The sequence below is a fragment of the Lysobacter korlensis genome, assembly GCF_042434515.1.
This window is the reverse complement of the sequence record NZ_JBHLTG010000004.1, coordinates 51,679-71,337: the sequence shown is the minus strand read 5'-3', so window position 1 is coordinate 71,337 and position 19,659 is coordinate 51,679. Positions and strand designations below refer to the sequence as shown.

Here is a 19,659-nt window from a genome sequence, read left to right as displayed (position 1 = left end):
CTTACCGCTGCCTGCGCGGTAGCCTGCGCGTTCCTTTTTCCGCGAGGGCGCAATGAACGATCTGTCCGACGAACCGCTGCGCGCAGTCCGCTTTGCCGCTACCGACGCGCGTTTGCGCGAAGACGTGAAGATGCTCGGCGCGCTGGTGGGCGAGATCCTCGCCGAGCAGCGGGGCCCGGAATTTCTCGCCACGGTCGAACGGCTGCGCCGCGCGGCGATCGATCGGCGCGCTGCCGATGGGCCGGTCGAAGCGCTCGACGCGGTGCTCGCCACGATCGATCCGGCCGACGCGAGCGATCTCGTGCGCGCGTTCGCGACCTATTTCCAGGCCGTCAACGTTGCCGAGCGCGTGCACCGCATCCGGCGGCGGCGCGAACACGAACGCCAGGGCGACGGCGCGCAACCGGGCGGCCTGCGCGCGGTGCTCGGCTCGCTTGCAGCCGAGGGCGTAAACGCCGACGAAGTCGCCTCGCTGCTGCCGCGGCTGCGCATCGAGCCGGTATTCACCGCCCACCCGACCGAGGCGGTGCGCCGCGCGCTGCTCGAAAAGGAACGCCAGCTCGTTGCCAGTCTGGTCGAGGACATCGACCGCATGCGCACGCCGGCCGAGCGCGCGGCCGACCGCGAACGCATGCGGCAGGCGCTGACCGCAAGCTGGCAGACCGCCGACACGCCGCCTGCTCGACCGAGCGTGGGCGACGAGTTCGAACACGTGAGCTTCTACCTCACCGACGTGCTGTACCGCGTGCTGCCGGTGTTCTGCGAAGCGCTCGAAGGCGCGCTGCGCGAGCACGTGCCCGCTGCGGTTCCGGATGGCGACCGCGACGCGGTCTGCAACGTGCTCGGCTTCGGCACCTGGGTCGGTGGCGATATGGACGGCAACCCGAACGTCGGTGCGGACACGATCGAAGCGACGCTCGCGGCGCAGCGCGCCCGCGTGCTGCGTGCCTACCGCCGCGATGTCGAATCACTGGCGCGCATGCTCACTCAGTCGCCCGACCGTGTCGTGGTCGATGCAGCGGTGTCCGAGCGCATCGCGCAGCACCACCGCCTGCTGCCCGACGCGCCGGTGCGTGCGCGCGACGCCGACATGCCGTACCGCACGCTGCTGACGCTGGTGCAGCAGCGCATCGACGGCACGCTCGACGATGCACCGCACGGCTACGCGGATGCGGATGACTTCATTGCCGATCTCGACTTGATCGAACGCAGCCTGCGCACGAACGGCGGCGAACACGGCGGCGCGTTCGCGGTGCGACGCCTGCTGCGCCGCGCGCGCTGCTTCGGCTTCCATCTCGCCACGCTCGACATCCGCCAGGATTCGGCGGTGCACGATGCGGCGCTGGCAGTGTTGCTGGACGATGCCGACTGGGCACGTCGCAGCGCCGAAGAACGCGCAGGCCAGCTGCATCGCCTGCTTGCCGACCCGATTGCCGCGCCCACCGGGGCCGCGGAGCCGGCGGCGGCGACGCTTGCGGTGTTCCGCACGATCGACGAGGCGCGCGGCCGCTACGGCGCACGTGCGTTCGGGCCCTACATCGTCAGTATGAGCCGCAGCGCGGCCGATGCATTGGCCGTGCTCGCACTGGCGCGCGTCGCCGGCTGCCTCGAGCACGACCAGGTCCCGCTCGACGTGGCACCGCTGTTCGAGACGATCGATGATCTCGCGGCCGCGCCGGCGACGGTGCAGGCACTGCTCGACGATCCTGCCTACCGCAGCCACCTCGCGTCGCGTGGCAACCGCCAGATCGTCATGCTCGGCTATTCCGACAGCGCGAAGGACGGTGGCCTGCTCGCCTCGCGCTGGGCGCTGCAGCGCGCGCAGGTCGAACTGACCCGGCTTGCGCACGAGCACGGCGTGCGCATCACGTTCTTCCACGGCCGCGGCGGTTCGATCAGCCGCGGCGGCGGCAAGACCGAGCGCGCGGTGCTGGCCGCGCCGCGCGGCTCGGTCGATGGCGAGCTGCGCCTGACCGAACAGGGCGAGGTGATCCACCGCAAGTACGGCATCCGCACGCTCGCGCTGCGTACGCTCGAGCAGACGACCGGTGCGGTGCTGCGCGCGAGCCTGCGCCCGCGCCCGCCCGAGCCGCGCGAGGACGCCTGGCGCGAGGTCGCCGCCGAGCTCGCGGTGCAATCGCGAGCGCACTACCGCGCGCTGGTGCACGAAGACCCGGCATTCCCCGCGTATTTCCGCCTTGCCACGCCGATCGACGTGATCGAGCGCCTGCGCATCAGCTCGCGGCCGAGCAAGCGGCCGAGCGGTGCCGGCGCGCCCGGCGTGCAATCGCTGCGCGCAATCCCGTGGGTGTTCGCCTGGAGCCAGAACCGCTCCGGGCTGACCGCGTGGTACGGCGTCGGCAGCGCGTTGCAGGCAGCGCTTGATCGGCACGGCGATGAGGCGTTGGTCGAGATGGCGCGCGACTGGCCGTTCTTCGGGACGCTCGTCGACGACGTGGAGATGGTGCTCGCAAAATCCGACCCGGGCATCTTCGCGCGCTATTCGCAGCTCGCGCAGGGCTCGGCCGATGGTGATCTGCATGCGCGATTCCACCCGCGCATCTCGGCCGAGTTCGAACGCACGCACGATGCGGTGCTTCGCATCAAGCGCGCGGGTGAATTGCTGGACGGTGATCGTCGCCTGCGTCAGTCGATCCGGCTGCGCAACCCGTACATCGATCCGATCAGCCTGCTACAGGTCGACCTGCTCGCGCGCTGGCGCGCGGACGGGTCGCCCGAAGACGAGCGGCTGCATGCACTCGTGGCGACGGTGAACGGCATCGCAGCGGGCATCCAGAACACCGGTTGAGCCTGGCCGCACGCTGCGGCGTCGCCAACCGTCGCGGTTGCACTGGGGTCGCCGGCCGATACCATACCCCAGTATCGATTCCGCCCAGGCCGCCATGCCGCACTCGCCCGAAGAGAAAAAGCGCGTGCTGGCGCGCGTGCGCCGCATGCGCGGCCAGGTCGAAGCGCTTGAGCGGGCGCTCGAGGCCGGCGCCAATTGCGCACCGGTGCTGCAACAGATCGCCGCACTGCGCGGCGCCGCGAACGGGCTGATGTCGGAGGTGCTGGAGTCGCACCTGCGCGAGCAGTTCGGCCAGCCCGCGCGCACTGCGGCCGAACGCAACGAGCGCATCTCGGAAATGACCGCGCTCGTGCGGTCCTACCTCAAGTGATCCCCTGCCAGCGCCCGCGGCGCTGCCTCATCCGTTTCCAGGAGCTGCCATGAAATCCCGCGCCGCCGTCGCCTTCGCCCCCGGACAACCGCTGCAGGTTGTCGAGATCGATGTCGCCCCGCCGAAAGCCGGCGAAGTGCTGGTGCGCATCATTGCGACCGGCGTCTGCCACACAGATGCATTCACGCTCAGCGGCGAGGACCCCGAAGGCCTGTTCCCCGCCGTGCTCGGCCATGAAGGCGCGGGCGTCGTGGTCGAGGTCGGCGAAGGCGTGACCACGCTGCAGCCCGGTGACCACGTGATTCCGCTGTACACGGCCGAATGCGGCAAGTGCAAGTTCTGCACGTCGGGCAAGACCAACCTCTGCCAGGCGGTGCGCGCGACACAGGGCCGCGGCGTAATGCCGGATGGCACCTCGCGTTTTTCGTACAACGGCGAGCCGCTGTACCACTACATGGGCACCAGCACGTTCAGCGAATACACCGTGCTGCCGGAGATCTCGCTCGCGAAGATCAACCCCGACGCGCCGCCGGAGAAGGTCTGCCTGCTCGGCTGCGGCGTAACCACCGGCATCGGCGCGGTCCACAACACGGCGAAGGTGCAGAAGGGCGATACGGTCGCGGTGTTCGGCCTCGGCGGCATCGGCCTGGCGGTGATCCAGGGCGCCGTGCAGGCCGGTGCGTCGCGGATCATCGGCGTGGACATCAATCCGGCGAAGTTCGAACTCGCAAAGTCGATGGGCGCGACCGACTGCATCAATCCGAAGGATCACGAGCGGCCAATCCAGGAGGTCATCGTCGAGATGACCGACGGCGGCGTTGATTACAGCTTCGAATGCATCGGCAACGTCGAGGTCATGCGGTCGGCGCTCGAGTGCTGCCACAAGGGTTGGGGCGAGAGCATCATCATCGGCGTCGCCGGCGCGGGCCAGGAAATCCGCACGCGGCCGTTCCAGCTCGTCACCGGGCGCGTGTGGCGCGGCAGCGCGTTCGGCGGCGTCAAGGGCCGCAGCCAGCTGCCGGGCATGGTCGAGCAGGCAATGCGCGGCGAGATCGACCTCGATCCGTACATCACCCACGAGCTGCCGCTGGAGCAGATCAACGAAGCGTTCGATCTGATGCACGAGGGCAAGTCGATCCGCACCGTGATCCGCTTCTGATCACGGAGCGACCCACATGTTCGCGGCGTGCAACGGCGCGCCGAGCCCACACGCGATGAGGCGATCATGCAGCGCACCGAGTCCCACGCCTGCTTCGGCGGCATGCAGGAAGTCTGGCAGCACGAGTCCGGCACGCTCGGCTGCACGACAAAGTTCGGCATCTACCTGCCGCCGCAGGTGCGCGAAGGCGCGTGCCCGGTGCTGTACTGGCTGTCGGGCCTGACCTGCAGCGAGCAGAACTTCATCACCAAGGCCGGTGCACAGCGCTACGCCGCCGAGCACGGGGTGATCGTGGTTGCGCCGGACACCAGCCCGCGCGGCGTTGGTGTGCCTGACGTTGAAGGCTATGACCTCGGCATCGGTGCCGGCTTCTACGTCAACGCGACACAGGCGCCGTGGGATTCGCACTACCGCATGCACGATTACGTCGTGCATGAGCTGACGGGCCTCATTGAAGCGCAATTTCCGGCGACGCAGGCGCGCTCGATTAGCGGCCATTCGATGGGTGGACATGGCGCGCTCGTGCTCGCATTGCGCAACCCCGGTCGCTACCGCAGCGTGTCGGCGTTCTCGCCGATCGTCGCGCCGTCCCGTGTGCCGTGGGGTGAGAAGGCATTCACCGCCTACCTCGGTGAGGACCGCGACGCGTGGCGTGCGTGGGATGCATGCGAGCTGGTCGCGAATGCGGCCGAGCGGCTGCCGCTGCTCGTCGATCAGGGCGACGCGGACGAGTTCCTCGAGCCGCAGCTGCAGCCGCAGCGCCTGCGCGACGCCTGCGACGCGGCCGGGTATCCGCTGACACTGCGCCTGCAGCCGGGCTACGACCACAGCTACTACTTCATCTCGAGCTTCATCGGCGAGCACATCGCGCACCACGCGCAGGCGTTGAGCTGAATCGTCTCCTGCAGTGCGCTCGCGACTGCCGCCCGCCGATTGCGGGGCTTTGGACACTGCCCCGCAAGCGCGGTCGCCGTTACGCCTCTAGAATGCCCACGCGCAGGAGGCCCCATGACCCACAGCCATGCAGTCGATCACGTCCGCAGCGCCGCGTTCGCGCTATGCGGTGATGCCGGGCTCGCGCCGCGGCTCGAGCACGCGCACCTGCACCTCGCAGCGGTCGACCGCTCGGACGTGCCCGCTTCGCTCTCGGCGCGGCTCGACGAGCTGATCGCCGACCTCGGGTATGGCGGCGATACGGTGCGGCAAGCTCTGGCGCGCATGAACACATCCGACATGGATCATCTCGCGCGGCGCATCGTGAGCCTGTACGGCGATCTGTGTCGGCAACTGCCGGCCGAGGACTGAGGCGGGCGCGTCCTAGGTCTGACAGGCGATCGATCAGGGCTGAGGGCACACGCCGTCGGAGCCGCCAGATTTGGCGACACGTTTGGCCGTCTTTAATCCCGTGCTTGGATCGCGCGCTCTATCGGCACGTGCGCCGACGCATACGCGACCGTGCACTTATCGGCGATCGCCGCGTCGCAGGTCGCGTCGCGGCACCGCGGACCGTCAATTCGATCGGCGGCAGCGCGACCGCCGCGACTTGCGCACACAGCATGTCGCGGCGGCAGGCGATGCACCCCGATGCCATCGGCTGCCCTAAGCGTTGCCAGCAGCCCGGCGGCCTCGAGGACGCGTGAAGCGCCTCAGACGCTGGTGACGTCGTGCAACGACCAGCCGCTGCCCGCGAGCAGGCGCAGACGGTGCTTGAGCACGTTGCCCGGGATCGTCGTCGTCACCACGAGGTCGATATGCAGATCGTCCTGTGCGCCGGTCACGGTTGCACCGGGATCGGTTGCGCCGAGCGACGGATCGACCTCGTCCGGGTCCTCCTGCGTCGCGCGCCAGCGCTCGAACAGCGCATCCTCGCGCAGCGCCGCCTGCAGTTGTTCGGCAAAGCCATCGGCGCCGACGGACGTAAACGAGAACGCAGGGTCGCTGCCGCGTGCGCGGCTGCCATCGGGCAGGGTGATGTAGTAACGGGTGGCCATGGGGTCCCTCGGAGCCAGGATTCCCGTTCAGCCTAAGCAGGCGCTCATGGGGCCGTCGTGAATGCGGCCACGCGCTCCGCCACGAACCGGCGCCGTGCGTGGCTCGGTCAACGCGCATCAGTCCAGACGCGTGTGCGCGCCGTGCGCCTTCGGGCAGTGGCAAACCGCGGTCGGGCCGTATTCGAGGCCGAACGTCTGGCCGTCACGGTGGCGCTGTCAGTAGAAGTTCGGTGCCTTCTCGTCACGGTTACCGAACTCGGCCATGTGCGGTCGACATCGAAAGCGCACCCGCCGACCACGTAGCGCGTGTCGATCGTTGGTGGATGTTCTCCAGCTGCGGAGTCGCAAAACCGAGGCGAGCATCAGCCGCTTGCTACGGCACCGGCCGCGCACGATAAGCCCGCGCCTTCGGGCCCGGCTGCTTGCGTTGTGCAAGCGGACGCCCCCGAGAAGACCGACAGCGCTTCGCGCCAATCCCTTATCGCTGCGCCGTGCGGCCGCCATCGCTTGCGCGCGCGTGCAAGCACATCGATTCCTGCACTCGACGGCGCCCGCTAACGTCCCTGCATCGGCCAATTTCCGCTGGATCCTCGACGCGGGGCTCTGCAGCTCTTGCACTGCCGGGCGTGCACACGGTCTTCATCACGTTGACGAGTGTTGCTGTACCGTAGGTCGATTCGCACGGACCGACCGCGGCCATCGCCGGCTCCGGAGCACCCCACGCCTACGCCCGTTTGCAGCTGCATGGAAGGCAGTGCCCGTAAGCGCGCCACCTACTTTTTGCATTGCCATCCATGACGCCTGATCCGGTCCGCGACCTGCCCTTCACTGCCGATAGTCAGGTGGGCGCGCTCATCTGCCGCCACGACTGGTCGGATTGCCCACTGGGTGATCCAGCCGATTGGCCGCAGCCGCTGCGGACGGTGATGGAGCTGGCATTGGATGACCCGACGCCGAAGTTCATCTGCTGGGGCCCGGAGCTGCGGTTTCTCTACAACGATGCCTACCTGCCGGTGCTGGGCAGGAAGCATCCGAGCGCGCTGGGAGAGCCGTTCGCCGAGGTCTGGGCCGAGGTGTGGTCGGTCGTCGACCCGCTCGTCAAACAGGTCATGGCCGGGCAGCCGCTGTATTTCGAGGACCACCCGTTCACCATCCGGCGCCATGACGCGGAGGAACTGGCGTGGTTCAGTTTTTCGTACACGCCGATCCGCAACGCTAAGCGTGAGGTTGAGGGGTTCTGCTGCTCGCTGGTCGAGACCACCGACAAGGTGCTCGCCGCGCGCCACCGGCGCGACGAAGCCCAGCGCCTGCAGCGCCTGTTCGAGCAGGCGCCGGGCTTCATGGGCGTGACCCGCGGGCCGCTGCATGTGTTCGAGCTCGCCAACCGTGCGCTTGCCGACCTGCTGGGCGCCCGCGAACTCGTGGGCCATCCGGTGGCCCAGGCGATTCCCGAACTGGCCAGCCAGGGCTATCTCGAACTGCTCGATCGCGTGTACGAAAGCGGCGAAGCGTTCATCGGGCAGCGTATGGCCGTGCGCCTGCAGCGCGGCGACGGCGCGCGCGAGGAGCGATGCGCCGACTTCGTGCTGCAGCCGATCATCGAGCCCGACGGCAAGGTCAGCGGAATCTTCGTGCAAGGCTCGGACGTCACCGAGCACCGGCGCGCCGAGCAGCGCGCAGTGGAGCTGGCCTCGATGGCCGAGACGCATGCGCGTCGGCTCGACGCCGTGCTCGATGCCGCGCCGGTCGGCATCCTGTTCGCCGATGTGGAAGGTGCGGTGGTGCTGACCAATGCCGCGGTCCGGCGCAACTGGGGCGACGTGCCTAGCGCCGACAGCGTCGACGAGTACGGCCAATGGAAGGCCTGGTGGGCGGACGGCTCCGAGCGCCACGGGCAGCGTATCCAGACCCACGAGTGGCCGATGGCGCGCCTGCTGCAAGGCGAGCAGGTCGCCGACACGATGATCGAATTCGAGCCGTTCGACCGGCCCGGCCAACGCCGGCTGGCGCAGCTGCAGTCCCGGCCTGTGCTGGCGTCAGACGGCACGCTGATCGGCGGTGTCGTAGCGGAAATGGACATCACCGACCAGGTGCGGACGCAGGCGCAGCTGCGCGAGAGCGAAGCGCGCTTTCGCACGATCACCGATGCGATGCCGCAGATGGTGTGGTCGACGCTGCCGGACGGGCACCACGACTATTACAACCACCAGTGGTACGCGTTCACCGGCCTCCCCGAGGGTGCCACCGACGGCGATGCCTGGAACGGGGTGCTGCATCCGCAGGATCGGGAGCGCGCATGGACGGCGTGGCAGCACTGCCTCGCCAGTGGCGAAGCCTACGAATTCCGCTACCGCCTGCGGCATCACTCCGGCGAATACCGTTGGGTGCTCGGCCGCGCACTGCCGGTGCGCGACGAGCACGGCGGGATCATGCGCTGGATGGGCACCTGCACCGACATCCACGAACAGATGCTGGCGCAGGACGCACTGCGCGAAAGTGAGCAGCGCTTCCGCGCCGTGGCCGACCACATCCCGCAGCTGGCCTGGATCGCCGATGCAGACGGCCGGATGGTCTGGTTCAACGATCGCTGGTACGACTACACCGGCGCGACCTTCGAGCAGATGCAGGCCGATGGTTCGCGCGTCGTGCACCCCGACCATGTCGCTCGCGTCAGCGAGAGCTACCTGCAAAGCTTCGCCCGTGGCGAGGTCTGGGAAGACACGTTCCCGATCCGCGGACGCGACGGCAGCTACCGGTGGTTCCTCTCCCGCGCCGCGCCGATCCGCGACGCCGAAGGGCGGGTGCTGCAGTGGTTCGGCACGAACACGGACGTCACCGCCCAGCGCCAGGCCGAGGAAGTGCTGCGTCTGGAACACCGCCGCAAGGATGAATTCCTCGCGATGCTGGCACACGAGCTGCGTAATCCGCTGGCGCCGATCAGTACCGCCGCGCAACTGCTGCGCATGTCGGCCGGCAATCCCGAACGCACGCTGGCCGCGAGCGAAATCATCACCCGACAGGTCGGTCACATGACCGAGCTGGTCGACGACCTGCTCGATGTGTCGCGCGTCAGCCGCGGGATCGTCGAGCTGGATCTGCAACCGGTCGAACTCAAATCGGTGCTCGCCGCCGCGGTCGAACAGGTCCGGCCGCTGGTCGAATCACGCGGCCATGCACTCGGCACCTGGACCGTACCGATGCCGCTGGTGGTTGCGGGCGACCGCACGCGACTGGTGCAGGTGGTCGCGAACCTGCTCAACAACGCGGCCAAATACACGCCCGCCGGCGGCCGCATCGACCTGCGCGCCGAGGCCGACGACGGCCGGGTACGCATCACCGTCAGCGACAATGGCATCGGCATCGAGCCGTCGCTGCTGCCGAGCGTGTTCGACCTGTTTACCCAAGGCGAGCGCACGCTTGACCGCTCGCAGGGCGGGCTCGGCATCGGCCTGGCGCTGGTCGAGCGCATCGTGCGGTTGCACGGCGGCGAAGTGCGCGCCTGGAGTGAGGGCCCGGGCTTTGGCAGCACGTTCACCGTGGTGCTGCCGCTGGCATCGGCCGGGACGCAACCGGTCGCGCCGGACAAGGGCGATGCCGCCGATGCCTGTCCGGGACGCCGGGTGCTGCTGGTGGACGACAATGCGGACGCCGCGACCGTGCTGGCCGAGGTACTGCGCATCGAGGGCCATCGTGTTTCGGTCGCGGCGACCGGCACCCACGCGCTGGCGCTTGCCGCGGACACGCCCGACATCGACGTGTTCGTGCTCGATATCGGCCTGCCCGACATCACCGGCTATGAGCTTGCGATGCGCCTGCGCGAGGCGGCAGCCGGGCGGCCGGTGCTGATCGTTGCACTCACCGGTTACGGGCAGTCGAGCGACCGCGAACACTCGCAGGCGGCCGGGTTCGACCATCACCTCGTCAAGCCGGCGGACGTGCGGCTGCTGCTGCGCCTGATGGCTGAATCACTGCCCGCTTTGCAGCCACAGCCGTCGTACTGAAGCCGGCGATCGGCTCGACGAACGCTTCAGTGCCCTGCGGGGCGCAGGATAGTTCGGGGTCGGCGGCGCGGGGGTTCATTGGGCAGCCGGGATGCGCGCTGCACATGCATGCAGCGCGCGCCGAAGCCCGGGCACCGGCTTGGCCGGCGCCCGGATACCGCATCAGTCCAGATGCGTGTGCGCGCCGTGCCCCTTCGGGCAGTGGCAGACCGCGGTCGGGCCGTATTCGAGACCGAACGTCTGGCCGTCGCGGTGGCGCTGCCAGTAGAAGTTCGGCGCCTTCTCGCCGCGGTGGCCGATTTCGGCCATGTCCGCCTCGACGTCGAACAAGCGTCCGTCGACCATCACGTAGCGCGTGTCGACCGTGGCTTGGATGTTATCGAGCGGGTTGGCGTTGAGCACGACGAGGTCGGCCTGCTTGCCGGGCTCGAGCGAACCGATCTGCTTGGATAGCCCCAGGTAATCCGCGCCGTCGAACGTCGCCGCACGCAGCGCTTCGAAGTTGCTGAAGCCACCCTGCGTGAGCATCCAGGTCTCCCAGTGCGGCGCGAGGCCCTGCACCTGGCCGTGGCCACCGACCTGGATCTTGACGCCCGCATCGCGCAGCTTCTTGGCCGCCTTGGCGACTTCGATGTGGTGGTAATCCCACTCCGGCGCGGTCTCGCGGCGGATCGCACGCGCTTCGAGCGTCTCGCGCGGGAAGAAGCGGTTGAGCTTCTTGTCTTCCCACACGTTGTCGCGCGCATACCACCAGTACTCGCCCGACAGCCCGCCGTAGCTCACCACGAGCGTCGGCGTGTTGCGCACGTCGGTCTGCGACCACAGGTTGATGACGTCGCCGTACAGCGGCGCGATCGGGATGTTGTGCTCGATGCCGGTCGCGCCGTCGAGGATCATCGTCATGTTGTGGTGGAAGGTCGAACCGCCCTCCTCCACCACGAGCATGCCTAGCTCACGCGCGGCCTGGTCGATCTGCTGGCGCTGGTCGCGGCGCGGCTGGTTGTAGCTCTTGACCGAGAACGCGCCGTGCGCCTTCATGCGGCGCAGGTGGCTGCGTGCATCTTCGAGCGAATTGACCACGGCCTTGAAGTCGCCATCGGCGCCGTAGAGGATCGTGCCGGTCGACAGCACGCGCGGGCCGACCATCTTGCCGGCCTTCTGCAGCTCGCTTTCCGAGAACACGAACTCGGTCGACGCCGACGGGTCGTGCATCGTGGTGATGCCGAATGCGAGGTTGGAGTAGTACGCCCAGTTCTGCTGCGGCACCACGCCCTGGCCGAAGTGAGCCGCGTGCGCATGCGCATCGACGTAGCCCGGCAGGATCGTCTTGCCCTTCGCGTCGATCACGCGTGCACCGTTCGGCACCTGTACGTTCGCGCCGACCGCTTCGATCGTGTCGCCACGCACGACGATCGTGCCGCTCTCGATCACTTCCTGCGTGTTTTCCGCATCGCGCATCGTCACGATACGTGCGTTCGTGAAGGCAACAAGCTCCTTCGGCGCATCGACTGCGATCGTCAGGCCGACCGAGATGCCGCCCTCGTGCGTGGGCTTGGGCAGCTCGCTCGGCGCACCCGGCAGGAACGCGAAGCTCTGGTTCAGATCACGCGAGTGGTAACGGTCGCCGACCATCCAGTGCAGCGACTTCGAATCGGCCGCCCAGTGCAGGTAGCTGCCGACATCGCCGCTGACCTGCTTGACCGGCAGCGCCTTGCTGTCCTTGCCGAGTTCGACCGCCTTGCCGGTTTCGACCAGCGGCGCTACGTAGGCATTGAACAGCTCGGTGAACGCGACCCACTTGCCGTCCGGCGACAGCGTCACAGTGTCGACGTACTTGAGGTCGAACACTTCGCGCGGCTGTTCGCCATGCAGGCCGACCGACATCAGCTTCTTCTTCAGGCCGCCACCGGTGAGGTAATACACGCGCGTTCCGTCGGCATTGAACTGCGGCGACTCGCCTTCGTCGGCCACGCGCACCGGCGTTCCGCCGTCGGCGCCCATTACGTAGATGCCGCGGTCCTTCGACCACAGCGATCCGGTCAGGCCACCACCGCCGGTCTTGGCGTAGACGATGCGGCGCCCGTCGGGCGAAAACTTCGGCCCGTAATAGAAGCCCTTTTCCTGCGTGAGGCGCTTGCCGGTGCCGCCGCCCGACGCATCGCGCACGTAGATCGCGCCCATGCCGGCATCGGACCAGGTCGTGTACAGCAGCTTGCGCCCGTCGGGACTGAAGCTGGGCTGGTATTCGTAGACGTTGTCGTTGCCGGTCAGGCGCTGCGGCGTGCCATTCGGCAACGCCTTGCGCCACAGCTGGCCGACCGCGTGGAAGACCAGCGTCTTGCCGTCGCTGCTGGTGGCAACGTCGCGGATCATCTTCGGCGCGAACGTGCCTTCATCGAGCTTCTGCTCGAAGCGCAGCGGCGCGGTCACGGTCTGCTCGACCGATGCGGTGAACGGGATCTCGCTCGGCGTGCCCTTGGCCATGTCGACGCGCCAGAGCTTGCCCTGCGCCCAGACCACGACCGACTTCGAATCCGGCGTCCAGTCGAAGTTCGCGTACGGGCCGAAGATCGCCCACGCCTCCTGCTGGTCGTGGCTGAGGCCGTCCCAGACCGGGCGCACGTTGCCGCTGGCCAGATCCATCACGTGCAGCACCGACTTGTCGCGCACGCGCTTCACGAACGCGAGCGACTTGCCGTCCGGCGACGGCTGCGGGCGCACCGCGCCACCGGGCGTGGCGATGATCGTCTCGGTCTTGCCGGTCTGACGGTCGAGGCGCTTGATCGCGTAGATCAGCCCGTGCGGGTTCTTGTTGTACTGGAACGTCGGGCCTTCGCTGACGTCCTCAGAGAAATACACGTAACGGCCGTCCGGCGAGACCGCCGGTTCGCCCAGGTCCTGCTGGTCGTTCTTCTGCTTGGTCAGCTGCAGGCCCGCGCCGCCGGCGACGTGGTACAACCACAGCTCGCCCGCGCCGAGCGAGCGCTCGCCGGTGAAGTGCTTGCGGCCGATCAGGAACTGCCCGTCCGGCGTCCACGCCGGGTTGTTGAGCAGGCGGAAGTCTTCCTTGGTGACCTGGGTGGCGTTGCTGCCGTCGGCGTTGAGGCCCTGCACTGGCACGCGCCAGAGGTTGTTGCCGCCACCGCGGTCGGAGGTGAACGCGAGCTCCTTGCCGTCCGGCGAGAAGCGCGGCTGCACGTCCCAGGCCGGGCCCGACGTCACGCGCGTCGCGCGGCCGCCGCCGATCGGCATGCGGTAGAGGTCACCGAGCAACGAGAACGCGACCTCGCGCCCGTCGGGCGAGACGTCGACATCCATCCACGTGCCTTCGCTGGTTTCGAAACGCACGGTCTTGGTCGGGCCGTGCGCGGCGTTGACGTCCCACTTCGCCTCGGCCTCGGCGTCGCCGGGCTTGCGCTGGCCTTTCGCGGTCTGCAGCGGCGCCTTGGCGGGATCGTTCGCAACCGGGTCGAGCGCGTCCTGTTCGAGCTGGACGGGATCGCGGTCGGCCTCGGCCTTGTCCTGCGGGACCGGCTGGGGCGCGGGCTGCGGGGCCGGCTGCTGCGCGGACGCGGCGCCAAGGTGGACGGTGAGCGCGCTGGCGAGCGCAAGGGCGAGCAGGGTGCGGGTCGGCATCGGATTCGGTCACGCGGGCAAACGGACCCGCAGCCTAGCGCGAGCGATCCATCCCGCGTCTAGGCCGAACGTCGTGTTCCGCGTGATCGGGCGCATCGATCGCCCGATTGCGTCAACCGGTCACGGCCACGTGCCGTGCCGGCGATCCATCAGTCGTCGAAACCGCCGGCTTCGGAGGCGAAACCGACCGCGAGCGCGCCCTTGCCGACGTTGACCATGCCGGTCAGGCTCATCACCGTCTCGAACAGCTCGACGTTGCTCGCGCGGCAGGTATCGACGAGATCGCCATACCCGGGCAGCGCACGCATTTCGTTGAGTTCGCCGCCGTAGCTCAGCGCCACGGCCGGGGTCATGAGCTGGCCCGCACGCACGCGATTTGCGGTGAAGCGAAGCAGCTTCTGCACCGCCGGGTCGAAGCCCTTGATCTTCGCGACCGGCGCGGTTTCACCGCGGTGGCAATGCAGCACCGGCTTGATGTCGAGTGCACTGCCGAGCGCGGCGCTGAACAGGCTGACGCTGCGGTCGCCCTTCTTCCGGGCGCGCGCACGGATGTAGTACAGGTCGCGCGGCACCATGTAGGCGCGCGTGTTCAGCGCGACCTGCTCGAGCCGTGCGCGGATCTTCGGCGGGCCTTCGCCGGCCGCCCGCATCCGCACGGCCTCGACCGCGGTGATCGCCTGGCCCGAGAACAGGCTCTGGGTATCGATCACGCGCAGTGCGAACGGCGTCGTGATGCCGGCCGCGGTACGCACCGGCTTGTAGTCGTTGAGGATCGCGAAGCTCGCCTGCGTCGCGTTGTCGTAGATCGGACTGCGCGTACGCGCAATCGTCATGCAGAACACGTAGTCGTAGTCGATGACCAGGCGCTGCAGAAACAGGTCCTGGATCTGCTGCACCGTGAACGGCATCGTCTCGGCCTCGTGGCCGTGTTCGGCGACGTGGGCCTTCAGAAACTCGAGCGTTGCTTCCTCGTTTCGCTGGTCGGCGAGCACGGCTTCGCCGATCCGCACCGTGATCGGCAGGATCGTGACGTTGTGTTGTTGCAGATAGTCGACCGGCAGGTCACATGCCGAGTCGACAACAATTCCAATGCGCATGAAGGGCCGTCCCCTGTAACGGCAGATGTAACGCAATTAACGGCGGAGCATCGCGATGCTTGAGCCTTAAAAGTTCTTGCTTACCAAACGGTTGCGTACGTTCGACGCTTGCGGATGGGGTGCATCTCCACGTTACGCGAGCCGCCGATGGCCGGATGCGCCACAAGGCTCAAGCCGATGCATTGCCCTTCGAGGAATGTGACAACCGCCACATCCGGGGCGCGCGCGCCGCTGGCGGCCTGGGACATCTGCCCGCCGGCCCGCGACGACCCGTTCAGAGCGCGCCGAGGATCAATCCGTACAGGCAGAACTGCGTGACGTGGTAACCGCTGTCGACCATCCAGAGCCTGAGGCTGCGCTGGGAGAACGCGTAGTTGATGCCGAAGCTCGTCGTGACGAAGAACACGCCCACGACGAAGCCCGCGCCGAAGCCGTTCGCCGCCGTCGCTTTCGAGCCGAGGAATATCTCGAACATCAGCGCAGCGAGGAAGCTGCCCAGGAACGCGAAGACGAGCCTCAGCCCCGGATGCGCCGCCTTCGTGTCCAGGTCGGTGCCGGCCTCGCGGCACCGGGCGCGCTTGAACAGCGCCCCGTACCAGAGCCAACCGAGCGCGAACGCCGACACCGCGGCCAGCACTATCCCCAGCCAGTTGAGATCGTTCGGCGGCATGGACACGGCAGAGACTCCCGGCGGACTAAAAGGGCGCAGATCGTACCGTGACGGTCAGCAGCCGACCGATTCGTACTGCGCGGCCTGGCCGACGATCTGCCCGCGCTGCGCCTGCGTCGAGAGCAACAGCGTGGGGCGCGAGACGTTGTAGTGGTCGGTCGCGTCGAGGATCAGGTCGAGCCGGCCGTCACGATCGAGGTCGCCGGCGAACAGCACCTCGGCCGTCGCATCGCTGACGATCACCGGCGCGCCGCCTTCGCCCTGCGGCTCGAGGTAAGCCGGCGCCTCGAACAGCACCTGCTCGGTGCGGCCGTCGCCCAGGACGAAGCGGCACAGCAGCTGCTCGGGGTCATCGGCCTGCGCGGTGCGGGCCGGCCCGCAGCGCCGCTCGATCCGGTAGTGCCGCGCGAGCAGCGTGAGCGTCGTCGTCGGCGGCGCACCTGCCTGGTCGGTCGTGTCCGTTGAACGCTGCGCCTGCACGACGGGGCCGGCGTGCAGGCCGGGGCCGCGCAGGTAGGTCACGATGCCCGACTCCTCGAGCCGCGAAGCGACTTCGCGCCCGCTGCGCTCGCCCGGTGCATCAAGCAAGGCATCCTCGACCGCGCGCACCTCAAGCGTCGTCTCGATGAGCGCGGCATCGTCCGCGGACACGTGCAGCGCGAGCCAGCGCTCGCCATCGCGCGCGACCGGCTCGCCACCGTGGAACGTGCCCGGCGGTTGCAACGCGAACGCAGCGCCGAGCACGCCGGCCAGTACGAATCCGCCTGTCATCGTCGTCTCCGCCGGCATGGGCCGGCACCGGCGCAGCATACGCGCGGCATCGGGTCGCGGCAGCCCGGGCTCGAGCGCGGCCGCGCAGGCTCCGGATGCATCGCAACGCCGACCGCACGCCCGGCGGCCACGTGCTCGACGCAAGCAGCACCGGGCATAAAAAAGCCCGGCAGCATGTTCAGCGCTGCCGGGCCCTTACTGCGGTCAGCGCATCAGCTCAGCGCACGTCGCCACCGGGATACGCGCGCGGCAGGCCGCCCTGCTCGGCCGGTACCAGCGTGCGCAGGTAGCGATCGCGCAGTTCGGTCTGGCGGCTGCGCATCGGGATCGCCTTGCCATCAAGCCAGACCTGCGCGGCGATCGCGCTGACCTCGAGCGGATCACCGGTCCACAGCACCAGGTCCGCGCGCTGGCCGGGCGCGATGCTGCCCAGTTCGCCCGCTACGCCGAGCGCTTCGGCCGGGACCGACGTCAGGCCCTTGAGGCCGTCTTCCCACGGCAGGCCGTTCGCGACCGCGTTGCCGGCCAGCTGGCGCACCTTGCGCGCGTTGTGCGAGCCATCACCGCTCTGGCTGAAACTGACCGGCACGCCGGCCGCACGCAGCTTCGCGGCGTTGTCCAGGCTCGCGCCGATCTCGTCGAAGCTCGATGGCAGGTTCGCGAGCGGGTCGACGAACACCGGGATCTTCGCCTTGGCGATCTCCGGCGCGAGCTTCCACGCTTCGGCGCCGCCGACGATGGCGACCTTGACGTCGCGCTTGGCCGCCCAGCGCAGCAGCTGGCGGATGTCGGATGCGCGATCGATGTCGACGAACACGCGACCGCCGCCGTCGAGATAGCGCTTGAGCGTGTCGCGGCCGGCCGGCGTCAGCAGCGCGACATGCGAGCCGACCGGGATGCGGCCATTCACTTCGTCGACCAGCTGGTCGAGGATCATCCACTGCGCGGCGCGCGAGCTGCCGGTCAGTTCCGCCGCATCCGAGCCGAGCTGCACGAACAATGCGCGCTTGCCGACCGGATCCAGGCTGCCGTCCAGTCGCACCACGCCGCCCTGGCCGGCCACGATCGAGCCGCCCTGCGCGGCGCCCGCGCCGAGCAGCGTCCAGCCGATGCCTTCCACGCGCGTCACCGGCACCAGCACCGAATCGGGGTTGTAGGCGAGCGTGACGTCGAACTCCGGACGCACGGTCATTTCCTTCGCGTGCGCGCCCAAGGTGAGCGTCTCGTCGACCGTCGCCTTCTCACCGGAAACCTCTTCCAGGCCGATCTCGGTGATGCCGCCGAACAACGCCGGGGTCACCGGGCGGCCCTGCGCATCGATCGTCTGCACGCCCGCGGGCGCCTTGAGGCCGGTGCCGACGGCGCGGATCTTGCCGCCTTCGACCAGCACGTCCGCGTTCTGCAGCGTGCCCTGCGCACCGGCGGTGTGCACGGTCGCATTGCGGATCAGCAGGTTCTGCGCATTCGCACCGAATGCGGCGGTCGCGAGCGCCCCGGCGATCAGCACCGCGCTCTTGCGCACGCGCGGCGTGCGGATGTCACGGCGGCTCATTGCACACCTCCGGTTGCAGCGGCGCCATGGCCGAGCATGAAGTCCGACTTCGGCTGGCGCGACGGATCATTGCGGTCGAACACGCGCGCACCGTCTACGTAGACCTGCTCGGCCTTCGTGTAGACGCTGAACGGGTCGCCGTTCCAGAGCACGACGTCGGCCATCTTGCCGGGCTCCAGCGTGCCGGTCTTATCGAGCACGCCGAGCGACTTCGCCGCGTTGCTGGTCACCCAGCGGATCGCGCGCTCGGGCGCGATGTCCATGCCGGCGCGCTTGGCGTTCGCGATGACCTTCGCCGCTTCCTGGTTCAGGCGCTGGATGCCTTCTTCGGAGTCCGAATGCACAATCGCGCAGCCGTTCGCCGGGCGATCGACGAGCGCGATGTTCTCCTGGATTCCGTCAAACGCTTCCATCTTGAAGCCCCACCAGTCGGCCCACAGCGCGCCGCAGACGCCGTCCTGCGCCAGGCGGTCGGCGAGCTTGTACGCCTCGACACCGTGGTGGAACGCGGCAACCTTGAAGCCGAACTCCTTGGCGAGGTCGAGCATCGTGGTCATTTCATCCGCGCGGTAGCAGTGGATGTGCACCATGATGTCGCCGTTGATCGCACCGGCCAGCGTGTCGAGCTTGAGGTCACGCTTGCCGCCGGTGTCCTTCTCGCTGTCGGCCTTCTCGCTGCTCTCGCTCTGCCACCAGCGACGCTTGGTCGGCTCGTCGGCCTTCGGCGTGTTCTTGCGCAGGTATTCGCTGGCATCGATGAATGCCGCGCGGTAACCGGCCACGTTCGCCATGCGCGTGCCCGGGCCGCCCTTGCCGCCGTAGACGCGCTTGGGGTTCTCGCCGCAGGCCATCTTCACGCCCCAGGGCGCGCCCGGGAATTTCATCGCCTGGTAGGTCGTCGCCGGCACGTTCTTGAGCGTGACGCCGCGGCCGCCGATCAGGTTCGCCGAGCCCGGCAGGATCTGCATCGAGGTGACGCCACCGGCGAGCGCGGTCGCAAAGCCCGGATCCTGCGGCCAGACCGAGTGCTCCGCCCAGACGTTCGGCGTGGTCGGCGACGTCGCCTCGTTGCCGTCGCTGTGCGCCTGCACGCCGGGGCTCGGATAGACACCCAGGTGCGAATGCACGTCGATCAGGCCCGGCGTCACCCACTTGCCCTTCGCATCGATGCGCACGGCATCGGCGGGGGCATCGATGCCCTGCCCGACCGCCACGATGCGGCCGTCCTGCATCAGCACGTCGGCGTTGTCCAAGCGCGTACCGGTGCCGGTCAGCACGGTCGCGCCGGTCAGTAGCACCGGCGCCGACGCGATCGGCCGGTAGGTGCTCGGATACGGATCGGCAATGAAGCGCGCGCCACGCGCGGGCTTGGCCGGCGCAGGGTCGGCGGCGAACGCCGGTGCACACAGCAGCGCGGCGGTCAGCGCCGCGCAGATCGGTCGAAGCATGGGATACCTGGAGGAAGCAACGGAACCCCTGCACCGTAGCGGGCGCATGCGTTCGCGCCAAGCCCGCGTAGGCGTGCAGGCGCCGCCTGAACACGCGAAACCCCAGCGCGGCCGGCAAACGGGCAGATCGGGCAACGTACGCCGCCGCGGCGGGG

At 68.6% G+C, this 19,659-nt stretch carries 14 protein-coding genes; 7 read left to right on the top strand and 7 right to left on the bottom strand.

What is annotated here, in order from left to right:
- Positions 1-52 precede the first annotated feature (52 nt).
- The 6 genes from ppc to ACFFGH_RS16830 all read left to right on the top strand — a co-directional run bounded on the left by ppc (position 53) and on the right by ACFFGH_RS16830 (position 5,978).
- Positions 53-2,809 carry a phosphoenolpyruvate carboxylase gene (gene ppc, locus ACFFGH_RS16855; protein WP_386670385.1) on the top strand — a complete coding sequence of 919 codons (2,757 nt, stop codon included), beginning with the start codon at positions 53-55 and terminating at the stop codon, positions 2,807-2,809.
- A gap of 94 nt (positions 2,810-2,903) precedes the next feature.
- The gene (gene frmR, locus ACFFGH_RS16850) at positions 2,904-3,179 is read left to right on the top strand and encodes a formaldehyde-responsive transcriptional repressor FrmR (RefSeq protein WP_386670383.1); all 276 of its coding nucleotides are present in this window, start codon (positions 2,904-2,906) and stop codon (positions 3,177-3,179) included.
- A 49-nt stretch (positions 3,180-3,228) separates the two neighbouring features.
- Entirely contained in the window at positions 3,229-4,338 is a 1,110-nt protein-coding gene (locus ACFFGH_RS16845; protein ID WP_386670381.1) for an S-(hydroxymethyl)glutathione dehydrogenase/class III alcohol dehydrogenase, read from the top strand.
- Between the two features lie 66 nt (positions 4,339-4,404).
- On the top strand, positions 4,405-5,232 hold the full coding sequence (gene fghA / locus ACFFGH_RS16840; protein ID WP_386670379.1) for an S-formylglutathione hydrolase: 828 nt from the start codon (positions 4,405-4,407) through the stop codon (positions 5,230-5,232).
- A 114-nt stretch (positions 5,233-5,346) separates the two neighbouring features.
- Positions 5,347-5,643 (top strand): hypothetical protein, encoded by a 297-nt coding sequence (locus ACFFGH_RS16835; protein WP_386670377.1) that lies wholly within the window; start codon positions 5,347-5,349, stop codon positions 5,641-5,643.
- 104 nt (positions 5,644-5,747) lie between these two features.
- The gene (locus ACFFGH_RS16830) at positions 5,748-5,978 is read left to right on the top strand and encodes a hypothetical protein (RefSeq protein WP_386670375.1); all 231 of its coding nucleotides are present in this window, start codon (positions 5,748-5,750) and stop codon (positions 5,976-5,978) included.
- Positions 5,979-5,984: 6 nt separating this feature from the next.
- On the opposite strand, the gene ACFFGH_RS16825 is transcribed toward ACFFGH_RS16830, so the two are convergent.
- A complete protein-coding gene (locus ACFFGH_RS16825) occupies positions 5,985-6,329 on the bottom strand; it encodes a hypothetical protein (RefSeq protein WP_386670374.1) in 345 nt (114 codons plus the stop codon).
- A 794-nt stretch (positions 6,330-7,123) separates the two neighbouring features.
- Between ACFFGH_RS16825 and ACFFGH_RS16820 the strand changes: the two genes are divergently transcribed.
- Entirely contained in the window at positions 7,124-10,330 is a 3,207-nt protein-coding gene (locus ACFFGH_RS16820) for a hybrid sensor histidine kinase/response regulator (protein WP_386670372.1), read from the top strand.
- 162 nt (positions 10,331-10,492) lie between these two features.
- Here the strand turns inward: ACFFGH_RS16820 and ACFFGH_RS16815 are convergent, their stop codons facing one another.
- The 6 genes from ACFFGH_RS16815 to ACFFGH_RS16790 all read right to left on the bottom strand — a co-directional run bounded on the left by ACFFGH_RS16815 (position 10,493) and on the right by ACFFGH_RS16790 (position 19,504).
- Entirely contained in the window at positions 10,493-13,966 is a 3,474-nt protein-coding gene (locus tag ACFFGH_RS16815; protein WP_386670371.1) for an amidohydrolase family protein, read from the bottom strand.
- A gap of 149 nt (positions 13,967-14,115) precedes the next feature.
- Positions 14,116-15,063, bottom strand: a complete 948-nt coding sequence (locus tag ACFFGH_RS16810; protein WP_386670369.1) for a DegV family protein — start codon at positions 15,061-15,063, stop codon at positions 14,116-14,118.
- 274 nt (positions 15,064-15,337) lie between these two features.
- Positions 15,338-15,733: a DUF1761 domain-containing protein gene (locus ACFFGH_RS16805; RefSeq protein WP_386671256.1), complete on the bottom strand. Its 396-nt coding sequence runs from the start codon at positions 15,731-15,733 to the stop codon at positions 15,338-15,340.
- A gap of 54 nt (positions 15,734-15,787) precedes the next feature.
- The gene (locus ACFFGH_RS16800) at positions 15,788-16,504 is read right to left on the bottom strand and encodes a hypothetical protein (RefSeq protein ID WP_386670367.1); all 717 of its coding nucleotides are present in this window, start codon (positions 16,502-16,504) and stop codon (positions 15,788-15,790) included.
- A 217-nt stretch (positions 16,505-16,721) separates the two neighbouring features.
- A complete protein-coding gene (locus ACFFGH_RS16795; protein WP_386670365.1) occupies positions 16,722-18,056 on the bottom strand; it encodes an amidohydrolase family protein in 1,335 nt (444 codons plus the stop codon).
- A complete protein-coding gene (locus ACFFGH_RS16790; protein ID WP_386670363.1) occupies positions 18,053-19,504 on the bottom strand; it encodes an amidohydrolase in 1,452 nt (483 codons plus the stop codon). Before ACFFGH_RS16790 ends, ACFFGH_RS16795 begins: the two co-directional genes overlap by 4 nt.
- Positions 19,505-19,659: the final 155 nt, after the last annotated feature.